This is a genomic window from Rhodanobacter sp. Root179, from assembly GCF_001428465.1.
Classification (GTDB): Bacteria; Pseudomonadota; Gammaproteobacteria; order Xanthomonadales; family Rhodanobacteraceae; genus Rhodanobacter.
The window spans coordinates 1-24,181 of sequence record NZ_LMHR01000036.1; the positions used below are offsets into that span (position 1 = coordinate 1).

At 67.4% G+C, this 24,181-nt stretch carries 29 protein-coding genes and 1 pseudogene; 13 read left to right on the top strand and 17 right to left on the bottom strand.

From position 1 onward, the window contains the following. From ASD82_RS01625 to ASD82_RS01635, 3 genes are all read right to left on the bottom strand, one after another. Positions 1–770: alpha/beta fold hydrolase (locus tag ASD82_RS01625; RefSeq protein WP_056714490.1), on the bottom strand; the 770-nt coding region annotated here is incomplete at its 3' end. Continuing rightward, entirely contained in the window at positions 767–1,567 is an 801-nt protein-coding gene (locus ASD82_RS01630; protein ID WP_056714493.1) for a lysophospholipid acyltransferase family protein, read from the bottom strand. The genes ASD82_RS01625 and ASD82_RS01630, both read right to left, overlap by 4 nt. An 18-nt stretch (positions 1,568–1,585) precedes the next feature. After that, positions 1,586–2,086, bottom strand: coding sequence for an Lrp/AsnC family transcriptional regulator (locus tag ASD82_RS01635; RefSeq protein ID WP_056714495.1), 501 nt, complete (start codon positions 2,084–2,086; stop codon positions 1,586–1,588). Between the two features lie 135 nt (positions 2,087–2,221). Here ASD82_RS01635 and phhA point away from each other — a divergent pair, with 135 nt between their 5' ends. Next, positions 2,222–3,109 (top strand): phenylalanine 4-monooxygenase, encoded by an 888-nt coding sequence (phhA, locus tag ASD82_RS01640; RefSeq protein ID WP_056714498.1) that lies wholly within the window; start codon positions 2,222–2,224, stop codon positions 3,107–3,109. A 9-nt stretch (positions 3,110–3,118) separates the two neighbouring features. Here phhA and ASD82_RS01645 read toward each other — a convergent pair whose 3' ends face one another. Further along, the gene (locus ASD82_RS01645) at positions 3,119–3,799 is read right to left on the bottom strand and encodes an SGNH/GDSL hydrolase family protein (protein ID WP_056714501.1); all 681 of its coding nucleotides are present in this window, start codon (positions 3,797–3,799) and stop codon (positions 3,119–3,121) included. A 115-nt stretch (positions 3,800–3,914) separates the two neighbouring features. Beyond that, positions 3,915–4,958 (bottom strand): phage shock protein operon transcriptional activator, encoded by a 1,044-nt coding sequence (pspF, locus tag ASD82_RS01650; RefSeq protein ID WP_056714503.1) that lies wholly within the window; start codon positions 4,956–4,958, stop codon positions 3,915–3,917. Between the two features lie 222 nt (positions 4,959–5,180). Here pspF and pspA point away from each other — a divergent pair, with 222 nt between their 5' ends. From pspA to ASD82_RS01670, 4 genes are all read left to right on the top strand, one after another. Continuing rightward, positions 5,181–5,861 carry a phage shock protein PspA gene (gene pspA, locus ASD82_RS01655; protein WP_056714505.1) on the top strand — a complete coding sequence of 227 codons (681 nt, stop codon included), beginning with the start codon at positions 5,181–5,183 and terminating at the stop codon, positions 5,859–5,861. 80 nt (positions 5,862–5,941) lie between these two features. After that, positions 5,942–6,214 (top strand): PspC domain-containing protein, encoded by a 273-nt coding sequence (locus tag ASD82_RS01660; protein ID WP_082585209.1) that lies wholly within the window; start codon positions 5,942–5,944, stop codon positions 6,212–6,214. Positions 6,215–6,217: 3 nt separating this feature from the next. Beyond that, on the top strand, positions 6,218–6,604 hold the full coding sequence (locus ASD82_RS01665; RefSeq protein WP_056714508.1) for a PspC domain-containing protein: 387 nt from the start codon (positions 6,218–6,220) through the stop codon (positions 6,602–6,604). Between the two features lie 9 nt (positions 6,605–6,613). After that, positions 6,614–6,826, top strand: a complete 213-nt coding sequence (locus ASD82_RS01670) for a hypothetical protein (protein ID WP_056714510.1) — start codon at positions 6,614–6,616, stop codon at positions 6,824–6,826. Between the two features lie 98 nt (positions 6,827–6,924). Here the strand turns inward: ASD82_RS01670 and ASD82_RS01675 are convergent, their stop codons facing one another. From ASD82_RS01675 to ASD82_RS01710, 8 genes are all read right to left on the bottom strand, one after another. After that, positions 6,925–7,626, bottom strand: a complete 702-nt coding sequence (locus ASD82_RS01675; RefSeq protein ID WP_056714513.1) for an RES family NAD+ phosphorylase — start codon at positions 7,624–7,626, stop codon at positions 6,925–6,927. A gap of 90 nt (positions 7,627–7,716) precedes the next feature. Beyond that, on the bottom strand, positions 7,717–8,109 hold the full coding sequence (locus ASD82_RS01680; RefSeq protein WP_200946045.1) for an MbcA/ParS/Xre antitoxin family protein: 393 nt from the start codon (positions 8,107–8,109) through the stop codon (positions 7,717–7,719). A 76-nt stretch (positions 8,110–8,185) separates the two neighbouring features. Next, on the bottom strand, positions 8,186–9,988 hold the full coding sequence (locus tag ASD82_RS01685; protein WP_056714570.1) for a DUF885 family protein: 1,803 nt from the start codon (positions 9,986–9,988) through the stop codon (positions 8,186–8,188). Positions 9,989–10,146: 158 nt separating this feature from the next. Then, positions 10,147–10,851 carry a YafY family protein gene (locus ASD82_RS01690; protein ID WP_056714520.1) on the bottom strand — a complete coding sequence of 235 codons (705 nt, stop codon included), beginning with the start codon at positions 10,849–10,851 and terminating at the stop codon, positions 10,147–10,149. Positions 10,852–10,911: 60 nt separating this feature from the next. Continuing rightward, positions 10,912–11,541, bottom strand: a complete 630-nt coding sequence (locus ASD82_RS01695) for a glutathione S-transferase family protein (protein ID WP_056714522.1) — start codon at positions 11,539–11,541, stop codon at positions 10,912–10,914. 30 nt (positions 11,542–11,571) lie between these two features. After that, entirely contained in the window at positions 11,572–11,976 is a 405-nt protein-coding gene (locus ASD82_RS01700; RefSeq protein ID WP_056714525.1) for a GFA family protein, read from the bottom strand. Beyond that, positions 11,976–12,158, bottom strand: a complete 183-nt coding sequence (locus ASD82_RS01705) for a hypothetical protein (RefSeq protein WP_056714530.1) — start codon at positions 12,156–12,158, stop codon at positions 11,976–11,978. Before ASD82_RS01705 ends, ASD82_RS01700 begins: the two co-directional genes overlap by 1 nt. A gap of 10 nt (positions 12,159–12,168) precedes the next feature. After that, complete coding sequence (locus ASD82_RS01710) at positions 12,169–12,777, bottom strand: DJ-1/PfpI family protein (RefSeq protein ID WP_056714533.1); 609 nt, start codon at positions 12,775–12,777, stop codon at positions 12,169–12,171. A gap of 190 nt (positions 12,778–12,967) precedes the next feature. Between ASD82_RS01710 and ASD82_RS01715 the strand changes: the two genes are divergently transcribed. From ASD82_RS01715 to ASD82_RS01725, 3 genes are all read left to right on the top strand, one after another. Next, positions 12,968–13,984 carry a class 1 fructose-bisphosphatase gene (locus ASD82_RS01715; protein ID WP_056714536.1) on the top strand — a complete coding sequence of 339 codons (1,017 nt, stop codon included), beginning with the start codon at positions 12,968–12,970 and terminating at the stop codon, positions 13,982–13,984. A gap of 100 nt (positions 13,985–14,084) precedes the next feature. After that, on the top strand, positions 14,085–14,999 hold the full coding sequence (locus ASD82_RS01720) for a patatin-like phospholipase family protein (protein WP_056714538.1): 915 nt from the start codon (positions 14,085–14,087) through the stop codon (positions 14,997–14,999). Positions 15,000–15,080: 81 nt separating this feature from the next. Next, entirely contained in the window at positions 15,081–17,138 is a 2,058-nt protein-coding gene (locus ASD82_RS01725; RefSeq protein WP_056714542.1) for a S9 family peptidase, read from the top strand. Positions 17,139–17,212: 74 nt separating this feature from the next. Here ASD82_RS01725 and ASD82_RS01730 read toward each other — a convergent pair whose 3' ends face one another. Further along, positions 17,213–17,392, bottom strand: a complete 180-nt coding sequence (locus tag ASD82_RS01730) for a hypothetical protein (RefSeq protein ID WP_007809783.1) — start codon at positions 17,390–17,392, stop codon at positions 17,213–17,215. 185 nt (positions 17,393–17,577) lie between these two features. Here ASD82_RS01730 and ASD82_RS01735 point away from each other — a divergent pair, with 185 nt between their 5' ends. From ASD82_RS01735 to ASD82_RS01745, 3 genes are read left to right on the top strand one after another with little or no spacing between them, the layout of a single operon-like run. Continuing rightward, positions 17,578–17,961: a GntR family transcriptional regulator gene (locus tag ASD82_RS01735; protein ID WP_056714545.1), complete on the top strand. Its 384-nt coding sequence runs from the start codon at positions 17,578–17,580 to the stop codon at positions 17,959–17,961. A gap of 1 nt (position 17,962) precedes the next feature. After that, the gene (locus ASD82_RS01740) at positions 17,963–18,856 is read left to right on the top strand and encodes an ABC transporter ATP-binding protein (RefSeq protein ID WP_056714549.1); all 894 of its coding nucleotides are present in this window, start codon (positions 17,963–17,965) and stop codon (positions 18,854–18,856) included. After that, a complete protein-coding gene (locus tag ASD82_RS01745; protein ID WP_056714554.1) occupies positions 18,853–20,325 on the top strand; it encodes a hypothetical protein in 1,473 nt (490 codons plus the stop codon). Before ASD82_RS01740 ends, ASD82_RS01745 begins: the two co-directional genes overlap by 4 nt. Positions 20,326–20,333: 8 nt before the next feature. Here the strand turns inward: ASD82_RS01745 and ASD82_RS01750 are convergent, their stop codons facing one another. Continuing rightward, the gene (locus tag ASD82_RS01750; protein ID WP_056714556.1) at positions 20,334–21,440 is read right to left on the bottom strand and encodes a PA0069 family radical SAM protein; all 1,107 of its coding nucleotides are present in this window, start codon (positions 21,438–21,440) and stop codon (positions 20,334–20,336) included. Positions 21,441–21,588: 148 nt separating this feature from the next. Here ASD82_RS01750 and ASD82_RS01755 point away from each other — a divergent pair, with 148 nt between their 5' ends. Continuing rightward, positions 21,589–21,822 (top strand): hypothetical protein, encoded by a 234-nt coding sequence (locus ASD82_RS01755; RefSeq protein ID WP_056714559.1) that lies wholly within the window; start codon positions 21,589–21,591, stop codon positions 21,820–21,822. A 6-nt stretch (positions 21,823–21,828) separates the two neighbouring features. Here the strand turns inward: ASD82_RS01755 and ASD82_RS01760 are convergent, their stop codons facing one another. After that, positions 21,829–23,505, bottom strand: coding sequence for an AMP-binding protein (locus ASD82_RS01760; protein WP_056714562.1), 1,677 nt, complete (start codon positions 23,503–23,505; stop codon positions 21,829–21,831). A 156-nt stretch (positions 23,506–23,661) separates the two neighbouring features. Here ASD82_RS01760 and ASD82_RS01765 point away from each other — a divergent pair, with 156 nt between their 5' ends. Further along, a complete protein-coding gene (locus ASD82_RS01765) occupies positions 23,662–23,922 on the top strand; it encodes a GlsB/YeaQ/YmgE family stress response membrane protein (RefSeq protein ID WP_007809790.1) in 261 nt (86 codons plus the stop codon). 65 nt (positions 23,923–23,987) lie between these two features. Here the strand turns inward: ASD82_RS01765 and ASD82_RS01770 are convergent. Further along, a pseudogene (locus tag ASD82_RS01770) lies at positions 23,988–24,181 on the bottom strand (MFS transporter); the annotation flags it as partial.

Genomic DNA, 24,181 nt, shown 5'->3' on the forward strand with positions numbered 1-24,181 from the left:
CCGTCCAGATACTGTTGCAGCGACTTGAAGTCGGTGTGGCGCAGCACCAGCGATTCGGTCAGCCCGCGCAGGTGCTGCTTCAGCTCGGACATCTCGAAGAACTGGTGCTCGGGAAACGCCCGCTGCTTGGCCAGCAGCGAGTGGCGCCACTTGCGCATGAAGTAGGCCTGGTAGAACCACGGCGCCGATTCCTCCAGCGCGAACAGCCCCGCACCCGGATCGATGATCGGGCAGACCGCCAGCACGTAACTCAGCGGAATGCCCAGCAGCGAGGTCTGCATCGCGGCGCGCAACGCGAAGTTGCCGCCCAGCGAGAAGCCGGCCAGTGCCATCGGCCGGGCCGGGTAGCGCCGGGCGATGTCACCCAGCGCGTGCACCACTTCGTCGAGCCGACAGGAGTGGAACAGCGCCTCGTTGAGCCCGTGACTGTCGCCATGGTCGCGGAAGTTGAGGCGGAAGATGTCCCAGCCATCGGCCAGCAGGCGACTGCCGGTCTGCAGCACGTAGGTGGAGTCGACACTGCCTTCCCAGCCATGGAACAGCACGGCCAGCCCACGCGACTGCGGACGGGTCTTCTGCGCGGTGTAGGCACCGGTCAGGCGCACGCCGCCACCGCCATCGACCACCACCGGCTCGGCGCCCTGCAGCACGGTCTTGGCCGCGCGCGGCAGCAGCAGCCGGCGCACGCCGCTGGACGACAGCATGGTCTGGATATGACCGCTGCGCAGCGGCCAGGGTGGACGGAAATCCTTTCCGTAAAGCAGGCTCATTCCTGGCGGTCTTCCAGTGCGGAGGCGATGCGTTCGCGTGACAGCTCGGCCATGCGTCGGCGCGCATCGGGGGTGGCGGGCACCGGCGCCAGGAAGTGGATCTCGGCATCCATCGGCGCCTCGCCCAGCAGGCGCACGATATTGCCGAAGAAGCTCTCGTCTTCGCGGAAGCCGGCATCGACCACCCGCCGGCCGCCACGGGCAAAGCGCAGCGCCACCGGCTGCACCGTCACTTCGGCGTCGAGCGCGGCCTGGAAGATGCGCGCGTGGAACACTTTCAGCACGCCGTGGTAACCGGTGCCCCCTTCCGGGAACACCGCCACCGAACGCCCGGCGCGCAGGCGCTCGACCATGGCCTGCATCACCGTCGCCAGCGAATGGTTGTTGCCGCGGCGGTGGAAGATGGTGCCGCCGTTGGCGGCCAGCCAGCCGATCAGCGGCCAGCCGGCGATCTCCGCCTTGGCCACGAAGCAGGCCGCGCGCTGGCTGTGCAGCATGATGATGTCGAGCCAAGAGGTGTGGTTGGCGACGAACAGCACGGGGTCGCGCAGCGCCTCGCCGAAGCGCCGGGCGCGCATGCCGAGGATGCGCAGCAGGGTCACCGACCACAGCCGGATCATCCGGTGCGCGAACGGCTCGCGCCCGTTCTTCATGACGGCCTGCTGGTTCCAGCTGAGCAGCAGCGCGCAGAGCAGGATGCCCAGCACGACGTGCAGCACCACCAGCGGCACGCGCCACAGGTAGCGCAGCGGGCGCAGCAGGTCGCGTTCGGGCACGGAGGTGGTGTCGATGCTCATCAGCTGCCCAGTTTAACGTTAGTTCCGCGCCGCCGCAGGCCCCGATCGCTCCAGCTGCGCCAGCGGCAGCGAGGGCGAACGCTTCACCGTGCGCAGCACGAAGCTTGAATTGACATCGCCGACCCCGCTGGCGTTCAACAGATGGTCGAGCAGGAAGCGCGAGAAGTCCTTGAGGTCGGCCACGTAAACGTGCAGCAGGTAGTCCATGTCGCCAGTCAGCGCATGGCAGGCGACCACTTCGTCCCAGCCGCTGACACGCTCGACGAAACCCTCGATCGCCGCGCTCTCGTGGCGGGTCAGCTGGACCCGCACGAAGGCCTGCAGGCCCAGTCCGACCGCCTGCGGATCGACCTGGGCGGCGTAGCCGGTGATCACCTGGTCCGCCTCCAGCCGTTGCAGCCGGCGCAGGCAGGCCGACGGCGACAGGCTGACCCGCTCGGCCAGTTCGGCATTGGTGATGCGGCCTTCGCTCTGCAGCACGGCGAGCATGCGCAGGTCGGTGCGATCCAGCGACGTCATGCAATGATCTCCTTTCCTTTACGCAGTTGACGCAAGAATAGTTCATTCTCGGCCCGTAATCGGACAATAAGGCAAGCCTGCTGCGGGCGATCCACCGTATCCTTGAGATCGCCTGACCCACCCGGAACCGCGCCCATGGACACTCCTCGCAAAGTCGAACACCAGCAGACCGACCGCGGTTACGTGCCGGTTTATGCCACCGGCGTGGTCGAACAGCCGTGGGACAGCTACAGCGCGACCGACCATGAAGTCTGGGACACGCTGTTCAAGCGCCAGCGCGAACTGCTGCCGGGCCGCGCCTGCCGGGAATTCCTCGACGGCGTCGAGCGCTTCGGCCTGGGCGATGGCGGCATCCCGAAATTTGCCGAGTTGAACAAGGTGCTCGGCGCCGCCACCGGCTGGGAGCTGGTCGCAGTGGAGGGCCTGCTGCCGGACGAGGTGTTCTTCGACCACCTGGCCCATCGCCGTTTCCCGGTCAGCTGGTGGATCAGGAAGCCCGACCAGCTCGACTACCTCAGCGAGCCGGACCTGTTCCACGACATGTTCGGCCACGTGCCGCTGCTGCTGAACCCGGTGTTCGCCGACTACATGCAGGCCTACGGCCGCGGCGGCATGAAGGCGTTCGCGATCGGCCCCGAAGCGCTGATGAACTTGACCCGGCTCTACTGGTACACGGTGGAGTTCGGCCTGATCAACACCGGCGACGGCCTGCGCATCTACGGCGCCGGCATCGTCAGCTCCAAGGGCGAGTCGATCTACTCGCTCGATTCGCCCTCGCCCAACCGCATCGGCTTCGGCCTGGAACGCGTGATGAGCACGCGCTACCGCATCGACACCTACCAGCAGACCTACTTCGTGATCGACAGCTTCGAGCAGCTGTTCGAGGCCACCCATCCGGACTTCACGCCGATCTACGCGAAGCTGCGCGAGTCGCCCGCGCACGCCGCCGGCGACGTGCTCGATGGGGACCGCGTGTTCGCCCGCGGCGACCGCGTGGGCTGGGCGACCAACGCGGACACCTGATTCGCCGGATCAGCGCAAGGTGGCGTCCAGCCACGGTCCCACCACGCCGGTCCACAGCGCATAGCCTTGCCGGTTCATGTGCAGCCCGTCGGCGATGAACCAACGCGATTGCGGCTGGCCGTCGCTGCCCAGCATCGGCGTGAACACGTCCAGGTAGCTGACGCCCGGCTGGCTGGCGGCATAGGCGCGCACCAGCGCATTCGCCTCGCGGATCTTCGGCAGCAACACCGTGCGCGCCACGCTGGGCTTGATGGCGATGAAGGCGATCGGGACATCAGCGTCGTACGAGCGCGCCTTGCGCACGAAGGCGGCGAAGTCGTCGCGCACATGGGCCGGGCTGTCGCCGTCGGCCAGGTCGTTGTCGCCCGCATACATCACGATCGCGCGCGGATGGTACGGCGCCACGATGCGGTCGGCGAAGAAGGTGGCATCGTCGATCTCCGAACCGCCAAAGCCGCGGTTGAGCGTGCGCACCTGCGGGAAATCCGTGGCCAGCGAGCGCCACATGCGGATCGACGAACTGCCGATGAACAACACCGCGCCCGCCGCCGGTGGCTGCGCCCGATCCGTGGCCTGGAACGCGGCGATATCCCGGTTCCACTGCGCATGATCGTTTTCCCGGTTGTCGCGTGCCGCGGCCAGCAGCGGGCACAGCAGCAGGATCCACAGCAGATGACGCATGCATTTCATCGTTCGCTCCGTCGTGGTCATGCCGGCTGCAGACTAAGATGCTGCCTGCAGACAGCGGGAAACGCCGTTCCCGAGCGTAGCGCAACGACGGCGAGGGTGATTTCACGGTTGCCGCTCATGGAGCGTCCCCGCGACGGCGCGACTTCACCATGCCGTGCTTGCGCAACAGCGCGCGCAGTTGGTGATAGCTGAGTCCGAGCAGTGGCGCTGCCTCGACCTGGCTGTGACGGGCTTCGACGAGTGCGCGCTGGACCAGGTCCACTTCCAGGCGCGCCATCTCGGTCTTGATGTCGCAGGGAAGCCGGATCGATTTCTTTTCCGGCGCCGCCACCTCGACGGCTTCCGGCTCGGCCTCGACCACCGGCCGGAACGCGGAAGCGAAGGGATCGAAAACGATGGCGTCGACCGGGTCGTCGGCCGGCGTGCGGTGCACCGATCGCTCGACCACGTTCTTCAGCTCGCGCACATTGCCCGGCCACGGATAGCGGATCAGCGCGGCGCGGGCGGATTCGCTGAAACCGGCGAACAGGTCCCGACCCAGCTCGCGACTGATGTTGAGCGCGAAGTGCTCGGCCAGTTGCAGGATGTCACCGGTGCGCGCGCGCAGCGGTGGCACCGTCAGCACGTCGAAGGCCAGGCGGTCGAGCAGGTCGGCGCGAAACGTTCCGGCGCGCACGGCGGCGGGCAAGTCGCCATTGGTCGCGCCCACGATGCGCGCGTCCACGGTCAGCGTCTCGTTGCCGCCGACGCGTTCGAACTGGCCGTACTCGACCGCGCGCAGGATCTTTTCCTGCACGCGCAGGGAAACCGTGGCCAGCTCGTCGAGGAACAGCGTGCCGCCGTGGGCCTGCTCGAAACGGCCGATGTGGCGGCGGCTGGCGCCGGTGAACGCGCCCGCCTCATGGCCGAACAACTCGGTTTCGAGCAGGGCTTCGGTCAGGGTCGCGCAGTTGAGCTTCACCAGCGGCGCCTCCCAGCGCGGCGACAGGTAATGCAGTCGCGCCGCGATCAGCTCCTTGCCGGTGCCGCGCTCGCCGATGACCAGCACCGGCTTGTTCACCGCCGCCACCCGCGAGACGTGTTCCAGCAAATCGAGGAAGGCCGTCGACTCGCCCAGCATGGCGGTGATTTCGGTATCCGATGGCCGCGGATCTGGCATGGGACATCAACTCGCAGAGGGGGCAATGGTCGAATGGCTCATTCAACCCGATATTGGTCAATTCAACCATAAATCGGTTTATCCAACCGCTGCGAACGATACGCCTCCACGGCCGCAAGGAGGCGACCGTAGACTAATCAATGACTTGAGAGGACGCCGGCGTTTGGCACGACCCGTGCTCTGGATACTTCGTGGCCCTTCACCATCACGAGGCAAGCAGACATGGGCGTTTTTTCGAGAATGAGCGACATCATCAACTCCAACATCAACGCGATGCTGGACAAGGCCGAGGAACCGGAAAAGGTGGTGCGGCTGATCATCCAGGAGATGGAAGACACGCTGGTGGAAGTGCGCTCCGCCGCGGCGCGCGCGATCGCCGACCGCAAGGAACTGGAGCGGCGCGTGGAACACGCCCAGCGCGAGTCCGACGAGTGGCAGCGTCGGGCCGAGCTGGCCATCACCAAGGGGCGCGACGACCTGGCCAAGGCCGCGCTGGCCGAAAAGAAGCACATGGACGCGGCGCGGGAATCGCTCCAGCGCCAGTGCCACGAGGTCGAACTGGGCCTGGCCAAGCTCAACGACGACATCGCCGCGCTGCAGGTCAAGCTGGCCGATGCCAAGCATCGGCAGAAATCCTTCGAATTGCGCCACCACACGGCGGCCAACCGCCTGAAGGCGCGCAGCCGCACCCACGACGAGCGGATCAACAACGCGCTGGGTCGCTTCGAACACTACGAGCGCAAGCTGGAACACATGGAAGGCCGGGTCGAAGCCTACGACCTGGGCAAGCAGCGCGATCTCGACCGCGAATTCGCGGAGCTGGAAACCAACGACCACGTCGAGGCCGAACTGGCGGCGCTGAAGGAACGCCTGGGCTCGGCGAAGCCGGCGAACAAGGAATAACGAGGCACCGCCCGATGGAAGCGGCGCGACAACGCCGGAAACCATCCGGATACCCCAACACCCCACTGGAGAGACAAGGCATGAACGCTACACGGGACGGAGATCGTCGACGCCCGCTCCATCGCGATTCGGAACGCGGCCTGATCCTCGGCGTATGCACCGGCATCGCCGAAAGCTTCGACTGGCCGGTATGGCTGACCCGCGCCGGCGCACTGGCGCTGGCCTGGTGCTTCCCGGTGTCCGCCGTAGTGGCCTACGTCGTCGCCGCGCTGGTCATGCCGGAGCGACCGCTGCGTTACTGCGGCGACGGCGACGAGCGCAGCTACTGGCAATCGACGCGTCACCGGAGCTGAGCCATGGCACGCGACGACTACGGGCGCGCGCAGCGCTTCCATCGCGACCCTCGCCACGGCAGGCTCATGGGCGTGTGCGCGGGCGTGGCGGACGAGCTCGGCTGCAACGTCACCCTGGTCCGGATCGTCGCGGTCATCGCGCTGTTCTGGTTCGGCGTGGTGACGCTGGCGGTGTATGTCGTTCTCGGCTTCCTGCTGCCCGCCAGGACGGACATGCGGCACGATGTCGACGAGGCGTACTGGGGCAGCGTGAGGTACCCGGCGGGCGACGGCTTCCGCGAGCGACGCCATCGCCGGCGCGAGCTGGACAGCAACTTGCAGCACATGGAAGGCTACGTCACTTCGCGTCGACGCGATCTCGACCGCCAATTTCGCGATCTGGAACACTAGGAATCAACGATGGACCACGGTCAATTTTTCATACTGAGCATCATCATCGTCATCTTCGGCGCGCGCATCGTCCGCGACCACCTGCGCTTCAAGCAGGTCCAGCCGCGTGAGGACCCGCAATACCAGGCGCGCATGGACACGCTGGAGCAGCGCGTGAGGACGCTGGAACGCATCGTGACCGACAAGGGCTACGACCTCAAACGGGAATTCGAGAAGCTGTAGACGCGAGCAAGGCCGCGGCGCGACCGGGGGAAACGGCAGGCCGCCCTCGGCACCCGCCCCGGAAGCCGATCGTGCCCACTCCGCGATGATCGGCGCTGTTACGACTTGTTCGGCCCGGACCGCTTGAGCTCGCTCACCTCCAGCACCTGGGCGATGCGGGTGCCGTCCCAGCGGTAGACCAGGTGCCTGGCCTGCACGCAGGGCGCGACCACGTCGGGGAAGAACGCCGCGATGCATTCGCCGCCGGCATGCCGGGCGCTGTCGAAAACGATGCCGGGCGAACCGGCATCGCGCAGCCTGCGTGCCAGCGCCACGCTGGCCACGTAACTGTCGGCCGCCTGTTCCGCCGGCCAGCCACCGCGCAGGTCGTGCAGCTTGCTGTCCACGCTGGTGCGATAGCAGCGCATCTGCACTTCGCACGGCGGTTCGCTGGTCGCGGCCATGAATTGCTCGCGGTGATACACCGTTTCCTCGACCGCGGTGGCCACGCTGTGCGCCGCGTAGAACACGCCCCACGTGCCATCGGAGAAACGGCTGCCTTCCGGATTCAGATGGGTGAACGCCGCCATCACCGGCGTCGAACCCGGGCCGCTGACCCGATGCGCCTTCGGCACCAGCTTCAGCGCGTCGATCTCCTCGCGCAGGCGCGGATTGGTCAATGCCTCGATCGCGAACACCGCGTCCATGTCGGCCGGGTCGGCAATGCGGTCGTACACCCCGACCGGCGGGAAGCGGCTGGGCACGATGCGATACGCCTGGCTCCAGCGGACGCGTTTGAGGGGCGGCAACTCGTTTGGCATCAGGGTTCCTGGAAGTGCTTCCTTGCCTGCAGGGAGAGGCGCAAAGCGTGCGGCATCGCCGTCTCGCTCGCCGCGACGCCCGTCACCGCTTCAGCCGCGCTGCGCGTCCAGATACTGCCGCACCACATACAGGTCGGCGACATTGCCCGACAGCATGCGTTCCAGCGCGGAGTGGCCGCCGAACAGCGACGCCGTATTCGGCTTGTGCAGCCAGGCGTCGGCCTGGGCCGGTTCGGGAAACAGGATCTGCAGCGACTTCCAGATCCCGAGCAGGTAGCTGATCCGCTCGATGGTGTCGCGTCCCGGGGCACCATCCTGCTGGCGCTTCCACTTGTAGAAGGTCGATTCCGGCGGATCGCCGAGCAGCTTGCGCTGATCGGCGATGCGCAGCTTCCAGTGTTCGGCGAGACGGAAGAACGCGCGCAACGCCGGACCACCGAGGTCCGCGTCAGGAGTGTTTTCAGGCAGCGACTGGGCCAGCACGGTCACTCTCCTTGTAAAGTTGACATGCAATTTACTCTACAAGGGAAGCTTTGGTCAATGTTTGACCAGTGCCGGCTCACGGTCCCGACGGCTGCTCCTTCGCCTTTGCGGCACAGTCGCAGCCGTAATCCGGCTCCGGACCGCCGTCGGCGATGAAGCGGTCGATGCGCTGTTCCAGCACCGGCAACGGCACCGAGCCGGTGGACAGCACGGTGTCGTGGAAATGGCGGATGTCGAACTTCGCGCCGAGTGCCTGCTCCGCCTTCGCGCGCAGCTCGCGGATCTTCAGGTAGCCCAGTTCGTACGACAGCGCCTGGCCGGGCCAGCTGATGTAGCGGTCGACTTCGTTGGCGATCTCGCGAGCGGACAACGCGGTGTTGACGGTGAGGTAGTCGATCGCCTGCTGCCGGCTCCAGCCCAGGTGATGGATGCCGGTGTCGACCACCAGCCGGCAGGCCCGCCACATCTGGTAGGTGAGGTAACCGAAACGCTGGTACGGGGTCTTGTAGATGCCCATCTCGTTGCCGAGATATTCCGAATAGAGGCCCCAGCCCTCGCCGTAGGCGGAGATGTAGCTGTTGCGGCGGAACGCGGGCTGGCCATGCTGCTCGTCGGCCAGCTCCAGCTGCAGCGCGTGGCCCGGATAGGACTCATGCAGGGTCAGCGCGGGCATGTTGTACAGCGGCCGCGACGGCAGGTCATAGGTGTTGACCATGTATTCGTCCGGGCCGCCGCGACCGGAGGTGTAGTACGGCGCGATGTCGGCCGGCACCGGCACGATGGTGAAGCGCTGGCGCGGCAGGTGGCCGAAGTATCTGGCCATCTGGCCGTCCACTTCCTTGGCCACCCAGGCGCTGCGCATCAGCAGCTCCTCCGGCGACTTCGCGTAGAACTGCGGGTCGCTGCGCAGGAACTGCAGGAACTCGGCGAAGCTGCCCTTGAAGTCGGTGTCCTTGATCACCTCCAGCATCTGCGCATGGATCTGCGCCACCTGGTCCAGGCCGATCTGGTGGATCGCGTCGGGGCTGAGGTCGAGCGTGGTGTACTCGCGGATCTGCTGGCGATAGAACGCCTTGCCGTCGGGCAGCGCCTCGGCGGCGAGCGTCTTGCGCGCACGGGGCAGGTACTCGTTGCGGAAGAACGCCAGCAGTCTGGCGTACGCCGGAATCACCTCGTCGCGAAGGCGGCGCAAGGCCTGTCCCTGCAAGGCCTGGGCCTCGTCGGTGGGCATCGTGGCCGGCAGCTGCCTGAACGGCGCATAGAAGCTGCTCGCGGTCGGGTCCTTCAATTCGGCGACCGCGGCAATCGACACGTCACGCCCGTCCAGCACCGCGCGGGGCACGCTGAAGCCGCGCTTGAGTCCGGCCCGCATGTTGGCGATCTGCTGGTCGAAATAGGCGGGGATCTGGTCGAGCCGATCCAGGTACTGTTCGTAGTCCTGCCGGGTGCGCAACCGGCCGCCGCCCAGCTGGTAACCGATGTCCGACCAGAACGCCGAATCGCTGTTGAACGGCATCTGCCAGTTCTTGAAGCGCTGGTCGGCGACGAAGTTGCCGATCTGCTCGCGATAGATCGCGAAGTTCACCTGTTCGGCTGGCGACAGCGCGGCCACGTCGACGCGTTCCAGCTGCTTGAGCACGTCCTGCCAGTAATCCAGTCGCCGCTGCTGGCTGGCCGCGTCGACGTCATCGAGCCGGCCGTTGTTGGGCTGGGACTCGCCCGACGCGCTGATGCCGGCCTGCCCCGTCCGCCAGGCCCATTCGGTGGTGTAGATGTTCTTGAACCGGGCATCGGCGGCGGCGGTGGTTTCGCCGACCGGGGTGGCGGTCGCGTAGGCCGGCGCGCTGCAGACAAGCGCAAGCACGGCCCATCGGGCCATCATCGGGGTCTTGTTCACTCGGGTTCCTCTTTCCGGGCGGCGGCGTCATCGATCAGGTGACGTGATGCGAGCGTCTATCGTGGCGGTCATGACGGCGCATGGCAACGGCACCCGGCATCCAGTGGCGGTGTCGACGCCCCGGTCCGCCCACGGCCCGCTCAGCCCAGATTGAGCTCGCCCACTCCCACCGAGCGCAGGTAGGCAGCCAGGTTGCGCTCTTCGGTTTCGATGAAAACCTCGCCGCTGGCCGCGCTCTCGGCGATCCGGTCCGGGCGGAAATTGCGGAAGTCGCCGCGCATGCGGCACCACGCGCCCAGGGTCCACTTGCCGCCCCAGAACGACAGGCACAGCGGCTCGATCTCGCGGGTGCTGGGGTTGCCGCCTTCGTCGCGATAGGCCATCCGCAGCACCTGGTTGCCGACGATGGCCGCGTGCAGCTGATCGAGCAGGGCGGCGAAATCGTCGCGATACTGGTCGCGCCACACCGGCGCGAAGATGCGCGTGCGACTGGCGCGCTCGCGCAGTTCCGGCGGCAGCACCGCCTCGATCTTCAGCAGCGCCGTCTGCGCGTTTTCCGCCAGCCGGGTGCCGGCGAATGCACGCACGAAGCGCGAGCCGACCACCAGAGCCTCGAGTTCGCTGGCGTTGAACATCAGCGGCGGGATGTCCGAACCCTTGCGCAGGACGTAACCGACGCCGGCCTCGCCCTCGATCGGCACGCCGGACAACTGCAGGTCGGCGACATCGCGATAGACCGTACGCAGCGACACGCCCAGCGTCTGCGCCAGCGATCGCGCCTGCAGCGCGGTACGTCGACCGCGCAGCGCGTGAATGATGAGGAATAGCCGGTCCGCTCGACGCATTCGCACATCATCCCCGGGAACGATGACGGCGAACAGCGTCGAACGTCACGACTCATCGCATCACGCGCCTTGGGCGGCCACCAGTTCGGCATCCAGCGCGGCGGCACGCTGCACGCCAGGCCGTGCCAGCACGCGGTTGATGTAGGCGCGGATCACCGGCAGCTCGGGCACCAGCTTGAACATCGTGGTCCAGTTCAACGCGGTGCCCCACAACACGTCCGCCGCACTGAAACGCTCACCCAGCAGGTACGGTCCCTTTTCCAGCTGGTCGACCACGGTCTTCAGCATGGTGTCGTAGTCGCCGTAGCCGCAGGTCGACGTCGACGCCGGCTCGCGCTGCAGCGATCTGTCGGTCACCGCCGGTTCGAAGCACGAACCGTAGAACACCAGCCAGCGCAGGTACGGGCCGCGCAGCGGATCACCGATCGGCGGCGCCAGCCCGGCTTCGGCATACAGGTCGGCCAGGTAGATGAACACCGCCGGCTGCTCGGTGACCAGGGCACCGTCGTGATGGATCGCCGGCACCTTGCCCATCGGGTTGATCGCCAGATACGCCGGCTGCCGCTGTTCACCGGCCTTCAGGCTGAGCACGTGCAACTCGTAGTCGGCAGCCAGTTCCTCGAGCAGGGCGCGGGTGCCGGCGGAGCGGCTTTGTGGCGAATGAAAGAAGCTGACGCGTGGCTTGCTCATCGTGGTTTCCTGGCGAACGGGTGGAAAGTTTCAGAGATGCCGCGTTTCGGCCGGTGCGGACATCCAGTTGTTGTGGCGACCGTCGGAGAAGCGCAGCGGCGCCTCGATCAACTCCTGCGGTTCGACGTCATCGAGGCAGGCCAGGCTGATCGATACGTAGTCGCCGCCGATTTCCGCGATATGGCCGCGGCCGAACGAGCGCACGCCGCAATGCCGGCAGAACAGGTGGTGGGCGCTGCGGGTGTTGAACTGATAGTCCGACAATGCGTCCTCGCCGCTCAGCAACCGGAAGGCCGCGGGCTTGACGATCACGCCCCACTGCCGCGTCTTGGTGCAGATCGAGCAGTTGCAACGCCCGGTGCCGGCGGCGAGATCGATGTCGGCTTCATAGCGCACCGCGCCGCAATGGCAACTTCCGTGATAAGTCCTGGTCATCATTTGCTCCGGTGATGGAAGGTGTGGGTCAGTGCGGCGAGCAGCGCGCGTTGTCGCCGCGGCGTCGCGCCACTGGCTCCGGCCGGGTTCGCTTTCGGCAAGCGATATTGGCCATCCAGCAGCAGGCCATTGAGGTACAGCGGACGATAGGCCATCAAGGTGCGTTGCAGGATCTTGTTCATCGCGACCTCCTCATGCCGCCACGGCTTCGCCGACGCACCAGGGCGGCAGCTGCGCATGCTTGAACAGGCGATACCAGTGATCGCGGTCGGTGGGGCCGTACAAGTCGAGCGTGCGGATCACCTCGCGGGCGAATTCCACGCTGCCCAGGTGGCTGGCGCTGATCACGCCGCCGTCGCTGACCGCGAGCACCTCGGCGTCGTATTGCTCCGCGCCGGCATAGGTGGGCACCTGCGCGGCGATCTGCCCCGACCAGTTGCCGGTGTGACGGCAATCGTCGAGCAGGCCGGCGCGGGCCAGCGCCAGCATGCCGCTGTCGATGCCGGCCACCACCGCGCCGGCCGCGTGCAACTGGCGCATCGCCGCCACCGCCGGCGCGCCCTCGCCACGCTGCCACAGATGGCCGCCGGGCACGATCAGCATCGCGGCGCGTGCGTCGTCCAGCTGATCCAGCGTCAGCTCCGGCTGCACGCACAGCCCACCCATCGAGGTGACCTGGGCGCGGTTGAAGCCCACCGTCTGCACCTCCCAGTCGCCGGGGCGCCGGATTTCGCACAGGGCCAGCGCCGCCTGCCAGTCGGCAAAACCATCGAACACCAGGAAATAAACCGTATCGCGCATGTCTTGGTCCTCCGCCTTGGAGGGACAGCTTGCCGGGGGGCTGCTGCCAGCGTGTTGTCAGCAGGGCGGGGAACAAAAACGGGATCGCCAGGCTCCCCGCTCCCGCGCGCTGCTCTTCCCCGCTCCCCCTTCCCCGTTCCCCGCTCAAAACAAATGCGACAATGCCCGTCCCCCACGCCATGGACCCGACATGAAGCCTGTCTCACTGATCCAGTTCCTGATCGAGGAACGCCGCGCCGGCCACATCAATGCCGAACTTTCGCTGCTGATCGAAGTGGTCGCGCGCGCCTGCAAGCGCATCGCGGTGGCCACCGGCAAGGGCGCGCTGGGCGGCGTGCTGGGCGAGGCCGGCACGGGCAACATCCAGGGCGAGGCGCAGAAGAAGCTGGACGTGATCTCCAACGAAATCCTGCTGGAGGCCAATGCCTGGGGCGGCCATCTCGCCGCCTGCGCTTCGGAAGAGATGGAAGACCCGCAGCAGATTCCGGACGGCTATCCCAAGGGCCAGCACCTGCTGCTGTTCGATCCGCTGGATGGCTCGTCGAACATCGACGTGAACATTTCGGTCGGCACGATCTTCTCGGTGCTGCGCTGCCCGGACGGCGTGACCGAGCCCAAGGCCGAGCACTTCCTGCAGCCGGGCACCACCCAGCTCGCCGCCGGCTACGTGGTGTACGGCCCGGCCACCGTGCTGGTGCTGACCTTCGGCCACGGCACCCACGAATTCACGCTCGATCGCGAGGTGGGCAGCTTCATCCTCAGCCGGCGCGCCATCCGCATTCCGGAGCAGGCCACCGAGTTCGCCATCAACATGTCCAACCAGCGCCACTGGCAGCCGCCGATGCAGCGTTACGTGGGCGAACTGCTGGCCGGCAAGACCGGGCCGCGCGGCAAGGACTTCAACATGCGCTGGGTCGCCTCGATGGTGGCCGACGTGCACCGCATCGTGACCCGCGGCGGCGTGTTCTATTACCCGCTGGACGCGAAGATCGAGAAGCAGGGCGGCAAGCTGCGCATCATGTACGAGGCCAACCCGATGGCCTTCATCATCGAGCAGGCCGGCGGCGCGGCGACCACCGGTCGCCAGCGCATCATGGAGATCCAGCCCACCGGCCTGCACCAGCGCGTGCCGGTGTTCCTCGGCTCGAAGGAAGAAGTCGAACTGGCCACGCGCTACCACCAGGAAGCCGACGCCGCGCAAGGCTGACCCTCCTGCTCCCTCCCCTGCTTGCAGGGGAGGGGCAACCTCCAACCTCCCCCTGCCTGCAGGAGGAGGAGCAGATCAGAATCTTCCGATACCGATGCCCATGCCCTTTCGCCGTTTGCTGCCACTGCTCGCCACCCTCCTGCTCGGTGCCTGCACGCACGCCAGCAAACCCGCGCCGGTGGTCGCCCCGCCGGTGGCGCCGGTGAAGCTGAAGATCGGCCTCGCCCTCGGCGGTGGCGCGGCCAAGGGCTTCGCCCACATCGGCGTGATCAAGATGCTGGAGGCCAGCGGCATCCATCCGGACGTGGTCGCCGGCACCAGTGCGGGCAGCGTGGTCGGCGCGCTGTACGCCAGCGGCATGGACGCGTTCGCGCTGCAGCAGACCGCATTCGGTCTCGACGAGGCGAAGATCCGCGACGTGCGGCTGTTCTCCGGCGGCCTGGTGCAGGGCCAGGCGCTGCAGGATTACGTCAACCAGCTGGTGCACAAGCAGCCGATCGAACAGTTGAAGATGCCGTTCGCCGCCGTTTCGACCGAGCTGGAAACGGGCACGCGCACGGTGTTCGTGCGCGGCAACACCGGCCGCGCGGTGCGCGCATCGTCCAGCATTCCCGGCGTGTTCGAGCCGGTGGAGATCCACGGCAAGCACTACGTCGACGGCGGCGTGGTCAGCCCGATCCCGGTCGACGCGGCACGCCAGCTCGGCGCCGATTTCGTGATCGCGGTGGACATCTCCGCCGCGCCCGACGGCAGCAACCCGCAGGACATGATGGGCATCGTGGGCCAGTCGATCGACATCATGGGGCGGCAACTGGCGGCGCAGGAAAGCGCGCGCGCCGAGGTGGTGATCCGGCCCGACCTGCGCGGCATCGGCCCCACCGATTTCGAGCAGAAGAACCAGGCCATCCTGGCCGGCGAGAAGGCCGCGCTGGCAGCGATCCCCGCCATCCGGGCAAAGCTGGCCGCCATGGCCGCGGCGCGCCAGGTCGCCGGCAGCAAGGCTGCGCAGCGCTGATCCGGTCGCCATGCCGTCCTGCACTTGGCGTGCGTGGCATCGGGTTGTAGCTTCGGGATTCCCCACGCCGGAATCCCTCCCATGCCGAAACGCTCACGCCTGATCGTCCCGCTGTCGCTGCTCACTCTCGCGCTGGCGCCGCAAGCCTTCGCCGCCACGGCCGAGGTCGATCCGCGCATCGAGCAGGTGTTGACCGAACTGGGCAAGGCGCAGTCGATCCAGACCACCGCGATCTCGCCGAATGGCAAGCAGCTCGCCTGGGTGATCCAGCGCGACGGTAAGCCGGCGATCGAGGTGGCGAATGCCGACGGCAGCCATGCGCGCCGGGTGACCGCCGCAGCGCGGTCCGGCAGCTGCGCCGAATCCGGCATCGCCTGGGCGCCCGATTCGCACCATCTCGCCTTCGTCTCCAACTGCAACGTCGACCTCACCAGCACCAAGGTGATGCAGAACGCCATCTACCTGGCCGACACCACCGGCCACGACGCGCCGGCGCGGCTGGCCGAGCTGAAGGGTTACGTGCGCGCGTTGCAGTGGACCGATGACGGTAAGTCGCTCGGCTTCCTCTACGTGGCTGGCGCCACCCGCCACGCCAGCGCCACCGCCGCGGCCAAACCGGCCGCCGGCGAGATCGGCGTGACCGGGGTGGAAGTGCAGCGCGTGGCCAGCCTCGACGTGGCCAGCGGCACGCTGCGCGAGCTGACGCCGGCCGACATGTACGCGTACGAGTTCGACTGGTCGCCGGACGGCTCGCGCATCGCCTATACCGCCGCGCTGCCACCGGGCGACAACAACTGGTGGATCGCGAAGCTCTACGTGCAACCCGCGCAAGTGGACGCCACCGCAACCGTGCTGGTCGATCCGGCCGACGCCGCCAGCGGCTCGCTGCAGCATCTTCAGATCGCGCTGCCGCGCTGGTCACCGGATGCCTCGCGGATCGCCTTCATCGGCGGCCTGATGAGCGACCAGGGCGCCACCGGCGGCGACATCTACGCGGTGCCCGCCGCCGGCGGTGCGCTGGTCAACCTCACGCCCGGCATCAAGGTCACGCCGAGCTGGCTGCGCTGGACCTCGCCGCAGTCGATGCTGGTCAGCCAGGTCAGCAACGGCCAGAGCCAGCTGGCCGACTACGCCGTGTCCGCCACGCAGGCGCAGCAGCAGCGCGTGCACTTCACCGTGCCGGCCAGCATCAGCGACGGCAGCGCCTCGATGGCGATGTCGCTGTCTACCGATCTCAGGCACGTCGCCTTCCTGCAGAGCTCGTACGCCCGCGCCACCGAAGTGCACGCCGGCGCACTGGGCAAGGCGGCGCCGCCGGCGGTGACCTCGTTCAACGCCGCGCTGAAACCGGCCTGGGGCAAGGCCGAATCGGTGGAGTGGAACAACGAGGGCTTCCACGTGCAGGGCTGGCTGCTGTACCCGGCCCACTACGATCCTAAGAAGACCTATCCGATGGTGGTGGTGGTGCACGGCGGCCCGTCGAGCGCGGTGATCCCGCGCTGGCCGGGCGTGGGTTACGGCGCCGCGCCGCTGTCCGCGCTGGGTTATTTCGTGTTCCAGCCGAATCCGCGCGGCAGCTTCGGCCAGGGCGAAAAATACGTGCAGGCCAACCGCAAGGACTTCGGTTACGGCGACCTGCGCGACGTCCTCGCCGGCGTCGACGCGGTGGAGAAGAAGTTTCCTGTGGACGACCAGCGGCTCGGCCTCACCGGCTGGAGCTACGGCGGTTTCATGAGCATGTTCGCGCCGACCCAGACCCAGCGCTTCCGCGCCGTGGTGGCCGGCGCCGGCATCTCGAACTGGCAGAGCTATTACGGCCAGAACCTGATCGACCAATGGATGCCGCCGTTCTTCGGCGCCAGCGTCTATGACGACCCGGCCGTCTACGCGAAGAGCTCGGCGATCAACTTCATCAAGCAGGTGAAGACGCCGATGCTGATCGTGGTCGGCGACCGCGACGCCGAATGCCCGGCGCCGCAATCGTTCGAGATGTGGCACGCGCTGCGCGCGCAGGGCGTGCCGACCTCGCTGGTGGTGTATCCGAACGAAGGCCACCACTTCGTCGATCCCGCCCACCAGCGCGATGTGCTGCAGCGGGCGCTGGGCTGGTTCGACAAGTACCTGCCGGCCAGCCGCTGAGCCGAACGGCATGAACCGGCTGACAGAAAAAGAGCGGGCCGACTGGCCCGCTCTTTTTCTGTCACGCCTCTCCGTCAATGCTCGGGCGGGTCCTTGCTGCGGGTCTTGGTGACCGCGCCCAGGATGCCCGCGCCGACCAGCACGACCGCGCCGCCGATGATCCACTGGTTGGGCACATGCAGCAGCGTGGCGATGTAGACCAGACCGCCGATGACGACGATCATGCCGATCAGGTAGAGCGCGAACGAGGACATCGGTGCCTCCCTGGTGCAGGTCGCCGCGGCGTACACGCCTCGACGAATGGCCGCATTGCAGCCGATCGGACTTCATCGGCGCGTGAAGAAGGCTTGAGGCGCTCCCCGGCAAGAGGCAGGCCACCGGCCGACCAGGTCGGAAGTCATTGTTGACAGGCTCCATGTGTATTGCTGTACTGATACACATGGATGCCTCCCTGCTCACCGTTCAACCGACCGCCAGCGAGCCGATCTATCGGCAGATCGTCGAACAGCTGCGCCGGCTGATTGCCGGGGGCCAGCTCGCCCATGGTGAACTGCTGCCGTCGGTGCGCGACGTCGCCGGCTTCCATGCGATCAACCCGATGACCGTGTCGCGCGCCTACGGCATTGCCGAAAGCGAGGGCCTGGTGGAGCGCCTGCGCGGCAAGGGCATGGCGGTGATCGCCACGCGCAAGGCCGCGCAAAGCGAAAGCCAACGGCTGGCCCTGCTCGAACCGCAATTGCAGGCATTGGCGCGCCATGCCCACGAACTCGAACTGCCCGCCGCGCCGGTGCTGCGGCGCCTGACCAAACTGCTGGGAGAATGAAATGAACGCGATGCCGAGTGAAACGGAATCCACCATCGCCCCGCTCGCGGTGTGCGGCCTGGTCCACAGCTACGAAGGCAGCAATGCGCTGAACGGCGTCGACCTGGCGCTGGAACCGGGCAGCGTGCTCGGCCTGATCGGCCGCAACGGCGCCGGCAAGTCGACCCTGATCCGCATCATGCTGGGCCTGCTCGAACCGATGGCCGGGGTCGCGACGGTATTCGGCGAACCGGCGCTGGCACTCGGCGACGACGCCAAGTCGCGCATCGCCTATGTGCCGCAGCAGCCCGAGGCGCTGGCCTGGCTCACCGCGGAACAGATGCTCGACTTCGTCGGCCGTTTCTACCCGCGCTGGGACAAGACCTTCGTCAGGAACACGCTGGAACGCTGGCAGATCCAGCCGAACCGGCTGCTGGCGAAGCTGTCGCCGGGCGAACGCCAGCGTGTCGACCTGATCCGCGCGCTGGCTTCGCAACCGGAACTGCTGGTGCTGGACGAACCGGCCGCGGCGCTCGACCCGGTCGCCCGCCGCGAACTGCTGCGCGAGGTGGCGCTGCGCGCCGGCGAGTCCGGCACCACCGTGCTGTTCTCCACCCATATCGTGTCGGACCTGGAACGCGTGGCCTCGGAAGTGGCGTTCCTGCATCGGGGCAAGTTGCTGATGCGCTGCAGTGTCGATGAGACCAAGGAACGTTACGCGCGGCTGTGGCTGCCCGGGCGGCTGAGCGCGGCCGCTCCCGCGCACAGCCTGAGCCGGCGTCGCCACGACGACGGCAGCCTCAGCCTGGTGGTCGAGCTCGACGAGCGCGGCCGCTGGCCGGAGGCCGCCAGCCTGGCCGGCGCCCGCGTCGACGCACTCGGCCTGGAGGATCTGTTCGTGGAGGTGGCCGAATGAAACCGTCGCAGCTGTTCCGGATTCCCTGGTACGCGGCCCATCGCTCGCTGCGCTGGATGGCGGTGGTGCTACTGACCGTGTGTGCCGGTTCGGCCATCGGCCTCGGCCTGTTCGGCAGCAAGCCCGGCCATTTCGCCGGCGCGATCTTCATGTTTGGCGTGGGCCTGCTGTTCGTGTGGGCATTCTTCCTGTCGACCACCCTGTTGCTGGCGATCGATGCGTGGCAGCTGCGCGTGCCGGCGATCCAGCGGCAGATCGTGGCGTCCCTGCTGCTGCATGCGGGGCTCGGCATCGCCGTGCCGACCCTCGTGCTGGGCATGCTGGGCGCGCCGGTGCTCAACACCGCGGTCGTGCTGACGCTGTGCACGTCGGTCGGGCTCGCGTTCGCGCTGATGCCGCGCTATTGCGCCATCTTCTTCGGACTGATGCCCACCCTGGGCAATACGCTGTGGCATCGCCTGCACCTGCCCGGCGTCGACGACCCCCGCTTCGTGCTGCTCGCGCTGCCGCTGATCCTGCTGTCGCTGTTGCTGATCGTGATCTGCTGGCGCCGGCTGCTGCGCGTCGGCTCCAGCCGCGCGCAGGGCTGGAGTTCGCCGATGGTGCTGCAGTATCGCAGCGGCGGCTGGGGCCAGTGGAGCGCCATCGGCGACCTGCGCCAACTGCAGCAGCGACCGGACTGGCTGCAGTTGGCCGTCAGCCTCGACGGCGTGGGCCCGACGGCCCCGCACAAGGCGTTGCGGGTGGCGCTGGGCGGCTGGTACCTGCCGCAAACCTGGCGCAGTTACGCCAGGCAACTGGGCCTGATGATCGGCTTCATCGCGCTGCCGTTGCTGGGTGTCGCCTGGCTGCTGCACTGGGGCGGACAGGACGCGCAGGCCGCCGTCGCGATGCGTGGCGTGTTGATCGGCAGCCTTGGCATGGTCGGCGGCGTTGCCGGTCCGATGATCTGCACGTTCAGCCTGATCTGGCTGAACAGGCGCTGGCAACAGGCCAATGCCGAACTGCCCCTGCTGGCACTCCTGCCGGGGCTGGGCGAACCCGCGCAGGCGCGGCGGCAAGTGGTGCGCGCCGGGCTCGGCCTGCCGCTGGTTCTGCATGCGCTGCTGGCGCTGCTGATCGGTGTCGCCATGCTGTGCTGGCATGGCCACGTCGCGATGCTGTCGTTCCTGCTGCTGGCCCAGCTGGGTGCCACGACCGTCACCGTGGCGATGCTGCTCAATCTTTTCGGTGGCCGCCGGCTGTCCATCTGGGTGAGCGGCGCGGTGCTGGTCACCAGTTTCGTGCTCTGCCTGTCGAGCCTGCTGCTGCCGGCCATCAGCTGGGGCCGTCACCCGGTCGCGGGCGTCGAGCCACTGCTGCTGCCCCTGGTCGGCGCGTGGTTGCTGCTGGGCGCCGGCATGATCTGGCTAGCGCGACGCGGCTGGCGCGGGTTGATGCAATTGCCGCATCCGTTTGTGCAGAGCTGAGCGGGCTCTCAGAACAATTCGCCCTGGGGCGAGGGTTTGCGCGGCGGCACGAAGCGCGAGGTATCCAGTTGCAGCTCGCGGGCGCGGGCGAAGCCGTGCCGACGGCAGGCCAGCTCGAAGCGACGGCGCAGCAGGTCGGCGAACACGCCCTGCCCGCGCATGCGGGTGGCGAAGTTGCTGTCGTAGTCGCGACCGCCGTTCATCTGCTGCACCAGGCTCATCACGTGTTCGGCGCGCTGCGGCGCATGCAGGGCCAGCCATTCGCGGAACAGCGACTTCAGTTCGTGCGGCAGGCGCAGCGTGGTGTAGCCGGCGCTGCGCGCGCCGGCATCAAAGGCCTGTGCCAGCACCGCTTCCATGTCCTTGTCGTTCAATGCGGGAATGATCGGCGCCACCAGCACGCCGACCGGCACGCCGGCCTCGGCCAGGTTGCGGATCGCCTTGATCCGCCGGTGCGGCGCGCTGGCGCGCGGTTCGAGTTTCGCGGCGAGATGGTTGTCCAGCGAATTGACCGAGACGAACACCTGCACCAGCCCTTCGCGCGCCATCGGCTGCAGGATGTCGAGGTCGCGCTCGACCAGCGCGTTCTTGGTCACGATGGTGCACGGGTGATGGCATTCGGCCAGCAGCTCCAGCGCGGCGCGGGTCAGCCGCCAGCGCTTCTCGATCGGCTGGTAGGGGTCGGTGTTGCTGCCGATGTTGATCGGGCTGATCGCGTAGCCGGGCTTGCCCAGTTCCGCCCGCAGCATCTCGGCCAGGTTGCCCTTGGCGCGGATCTTCGTCTCGAAGTCGAGACCCGGCGACAGGTTGAGATAGCTGTGCGAGGGCCGCGCGAAGCAGTAGATGCAGCCGTGCTCGCAGCCGCGATACGGATTGATCGCCTGGCTGAAGGCGATGTCCGGCGAGTCGTTGCGGCTGATCACGCTGCGCGCGCGCTCGTCGGTGACTTCCGTGCGCGGGCGCGGCGCATCCTCGTCCAGCAGCGCACCCTGCCAGCCGTCATCTTCGGCCTGGTGGCGGACGTGTTCGAAGCGGCCTTCGGGATTCGACGCGGCGCCGCGCCCCTTGTGCGCACGCGGGGCACAGGGTGAGTCGGGTGGTGATGGCGAGCTCATCCGGGCAGTGTGGCGTGCCGGAATCTCAATCGTGGCGACACCGCGTCAAGCTGTGATTCCACGCGCGCCCGGCGCGCATGGGCGGCGCTATGATCTGCCCGTCCGTCGCCGTGGGAGCGACGCTCCATCCACTTGCCGGGTCGTGCCCATGCGCTGGTTGCTGCTGATTTCCACCGTATTCGCCTTCGTGCTCTGCTTCACCCGCCACAGTGCCGGCGCGTGGGGTTTCTGGATGCTGGTCGGACTGCTCGGGGTGTTCGCCAGCACGCTGGCCTTCGTCCACGCCCGCATCGCCGGCAACACACGGGAAGCCAGCTTGTCCGAGTACGACCTCAAGCGTCTGCGCGAGGGCAAGCCGCCACTCCGGCACGAGCGTCCCTGAGGCCGGTCAGGGCCCCAGCTCGGCCGCCATCGCGTCGCGCATCAGGTATTTCTGGGTCTTGCCGGTCACCGTCATCGGGAAGGTGTCGACGAAGCGCACGTAGTGCGGCACCTTGTAATAGGCGAGGTGATGGCGGCAGTAGTCCTGGATCTCGGCCACGCTGGCGCTGACGCCGTCGCGCAGGATAATCCACGCGCACACCTGCTCGCCGAATTTCGGGTCGGGCACGCCGAACACCTGCACGTCGCGGATCTTCGGATGGCCGTAGAGGAACTCCTCGATCTCGCGTGGGTACACGTTCTCGCCGCCCCGGATGATCATGTCCTTGAGCCGGCCGACGATGCTGCAATAGCCGTCCGCGTCGATCACCGCCAGGTCGCCGGTATGCATCCAGCGCGCCTCGTCGATCACCTCGGCGGTGCGTGCGGGGTCGTCCCAGTAACCCAGCATCACCGAGTAGCCACGCGTGCACAGCTCGCCGGTGGTGCCGCGGGGCACCACCTGGCCGGCCTCGTCGACCAGTTTCACCTCCAGCTGCGGGTGGATCCGTCCCACGCTGTCGACGCGGCGTTCCAGCGGATCGTCGGGCACGGTCTGGAAGCTCACCGGGCTGGTTTCGGTCATGCCGTAGGCGATGGTGACGTCGGCCATGTGCATCTCGCCGACCACCCGGCGCATCACCTCGATGGGGCAGGGCGAGCCGGCCATGATGCCGGTGCGCAGCGAGCTCAGGTCGAATTCGCCGAAGCGCGGATGCTCCAGCTCGGCGATGAACATGGTGGGCACGCCGTGCAGGCCGGTGCATCGTTCCTCGGCCACGCATTGCAGGGTGGTCAACGCGTCGAAGCCCTCGCCGGGGATCACCATGCAGGCGCCATGGGTGACGCAGGCCAGGTTGCCCAGCACCATGCCGAAGCAGTGATAGAACGGCACCGGGATGCACAGCCGGTCCTGCTCGGTCAGGCGCATTGCCTCGCCGATGAACCAGCCGTTGTTGACGATGTTGTGGTGGGTCAGGGTGGCGCCCTTGGGCGCGCCGGTGGTGCCGGAAGTGAACTGGATGTTCACCGCGTCGTCGAAGTTGAGCACCGCTTCGCGCACGCGCAACAGCGCACGCGCCGCCTCGTCGCCGAGTGCGGCCAGCTGCGCCCAGCGGCGGGTACCGGGCTGGTCCTGCTCGTCCAGCAGGATCACCTCGCGCAACGCGGGCAACCTTGCCGCCTGCAACTTGCCCGGTGCCGCCGTCGCCAGTTCCGGCGCCAGCTCGGTGAGCATCGCCAGGTAGTGCGAGGTCTTGAAGCGGCGAGGCAACACCAGTGCGCGGCAGCCCACCTTGTTCAGCGAGTACTCCAGCTCGTGCGCGCGGTACGCCGGATTGATGTTGACCAGGATCAGCCCGGCCTTCGGCGCGGCAAACTGCAGCACGACCCACTCGGCCCGGTTCGGCGCCCAGATGCCGATGCGCTCGCCCCGCTCCAGGCCCAGCGCCAGCAGGCCCGCCGCGACACGTTCCACCTCGGCATGGAATGCCCGATAGTCCAGGCGCACGTCCTGCGCACGCGCGACCAGCGCGGGTCGCTGCGGGTATTTCGCCGCCACCCGATCGAGCAGGCCACCGACGGTTTCGCCCAGCAGCGGCTGCAGGCTGACGCCATGCACGTAACTCGATGTGGCTGTGGTCATCGGCTGGTTCCCGCTGGCGTCACCGCTGAATGCTGGGCGCCAGCATACCCCGGCCCACAGCCGTCACGACCGCTGCACACGCGAGCGCAGACGCTGCGGCGGCGTGGCCCGGCATGCGGCCACCGTCGACTCTTTCGCTCGAACCAGGAGTTCATGATGACGCTTACCGCCCTGCTCATCTTCTTGTTGATAGGTGCCATCGCCGGCTGGCTGGCCGGGTTGATCGTGCGCGGTTTCGGCTTCGGCCTGCTTGGCAACATCGTGGTCGGCATCATCGGCGCGTTCCTGGCCGGCTGGCTGCTGCCGACGCTCGGTGTCGGCTTCAGCCTGGGCAACCCGATCGTCACCAGCATCGTCTACGCGATGATCGGTGCGATCGTGCTGCTGGTGATCATCGGGCTGATCAAGCGCGCCTGACGCGCTTCGCAACGAAGAACGCAGCGGCTACCGCCGCTGCGTTCTTCGTGCCGCGCCCACATGACTCAGGCAGTGATGTCGACATCCTTGGTTTCGCGCACGAACAGCATGCCGATCACGAAGGTCATCAGCGCGATCACCACCGGATACCACAGGCCCGCGTAGATGTTGCCGGTGAGCGCCACGATGCCGAACGACACCGAGGGCAGGAAGCCGCCAAACCAGCCGTTGCCGATGTGGTACGGCAGGCTCATCGAGG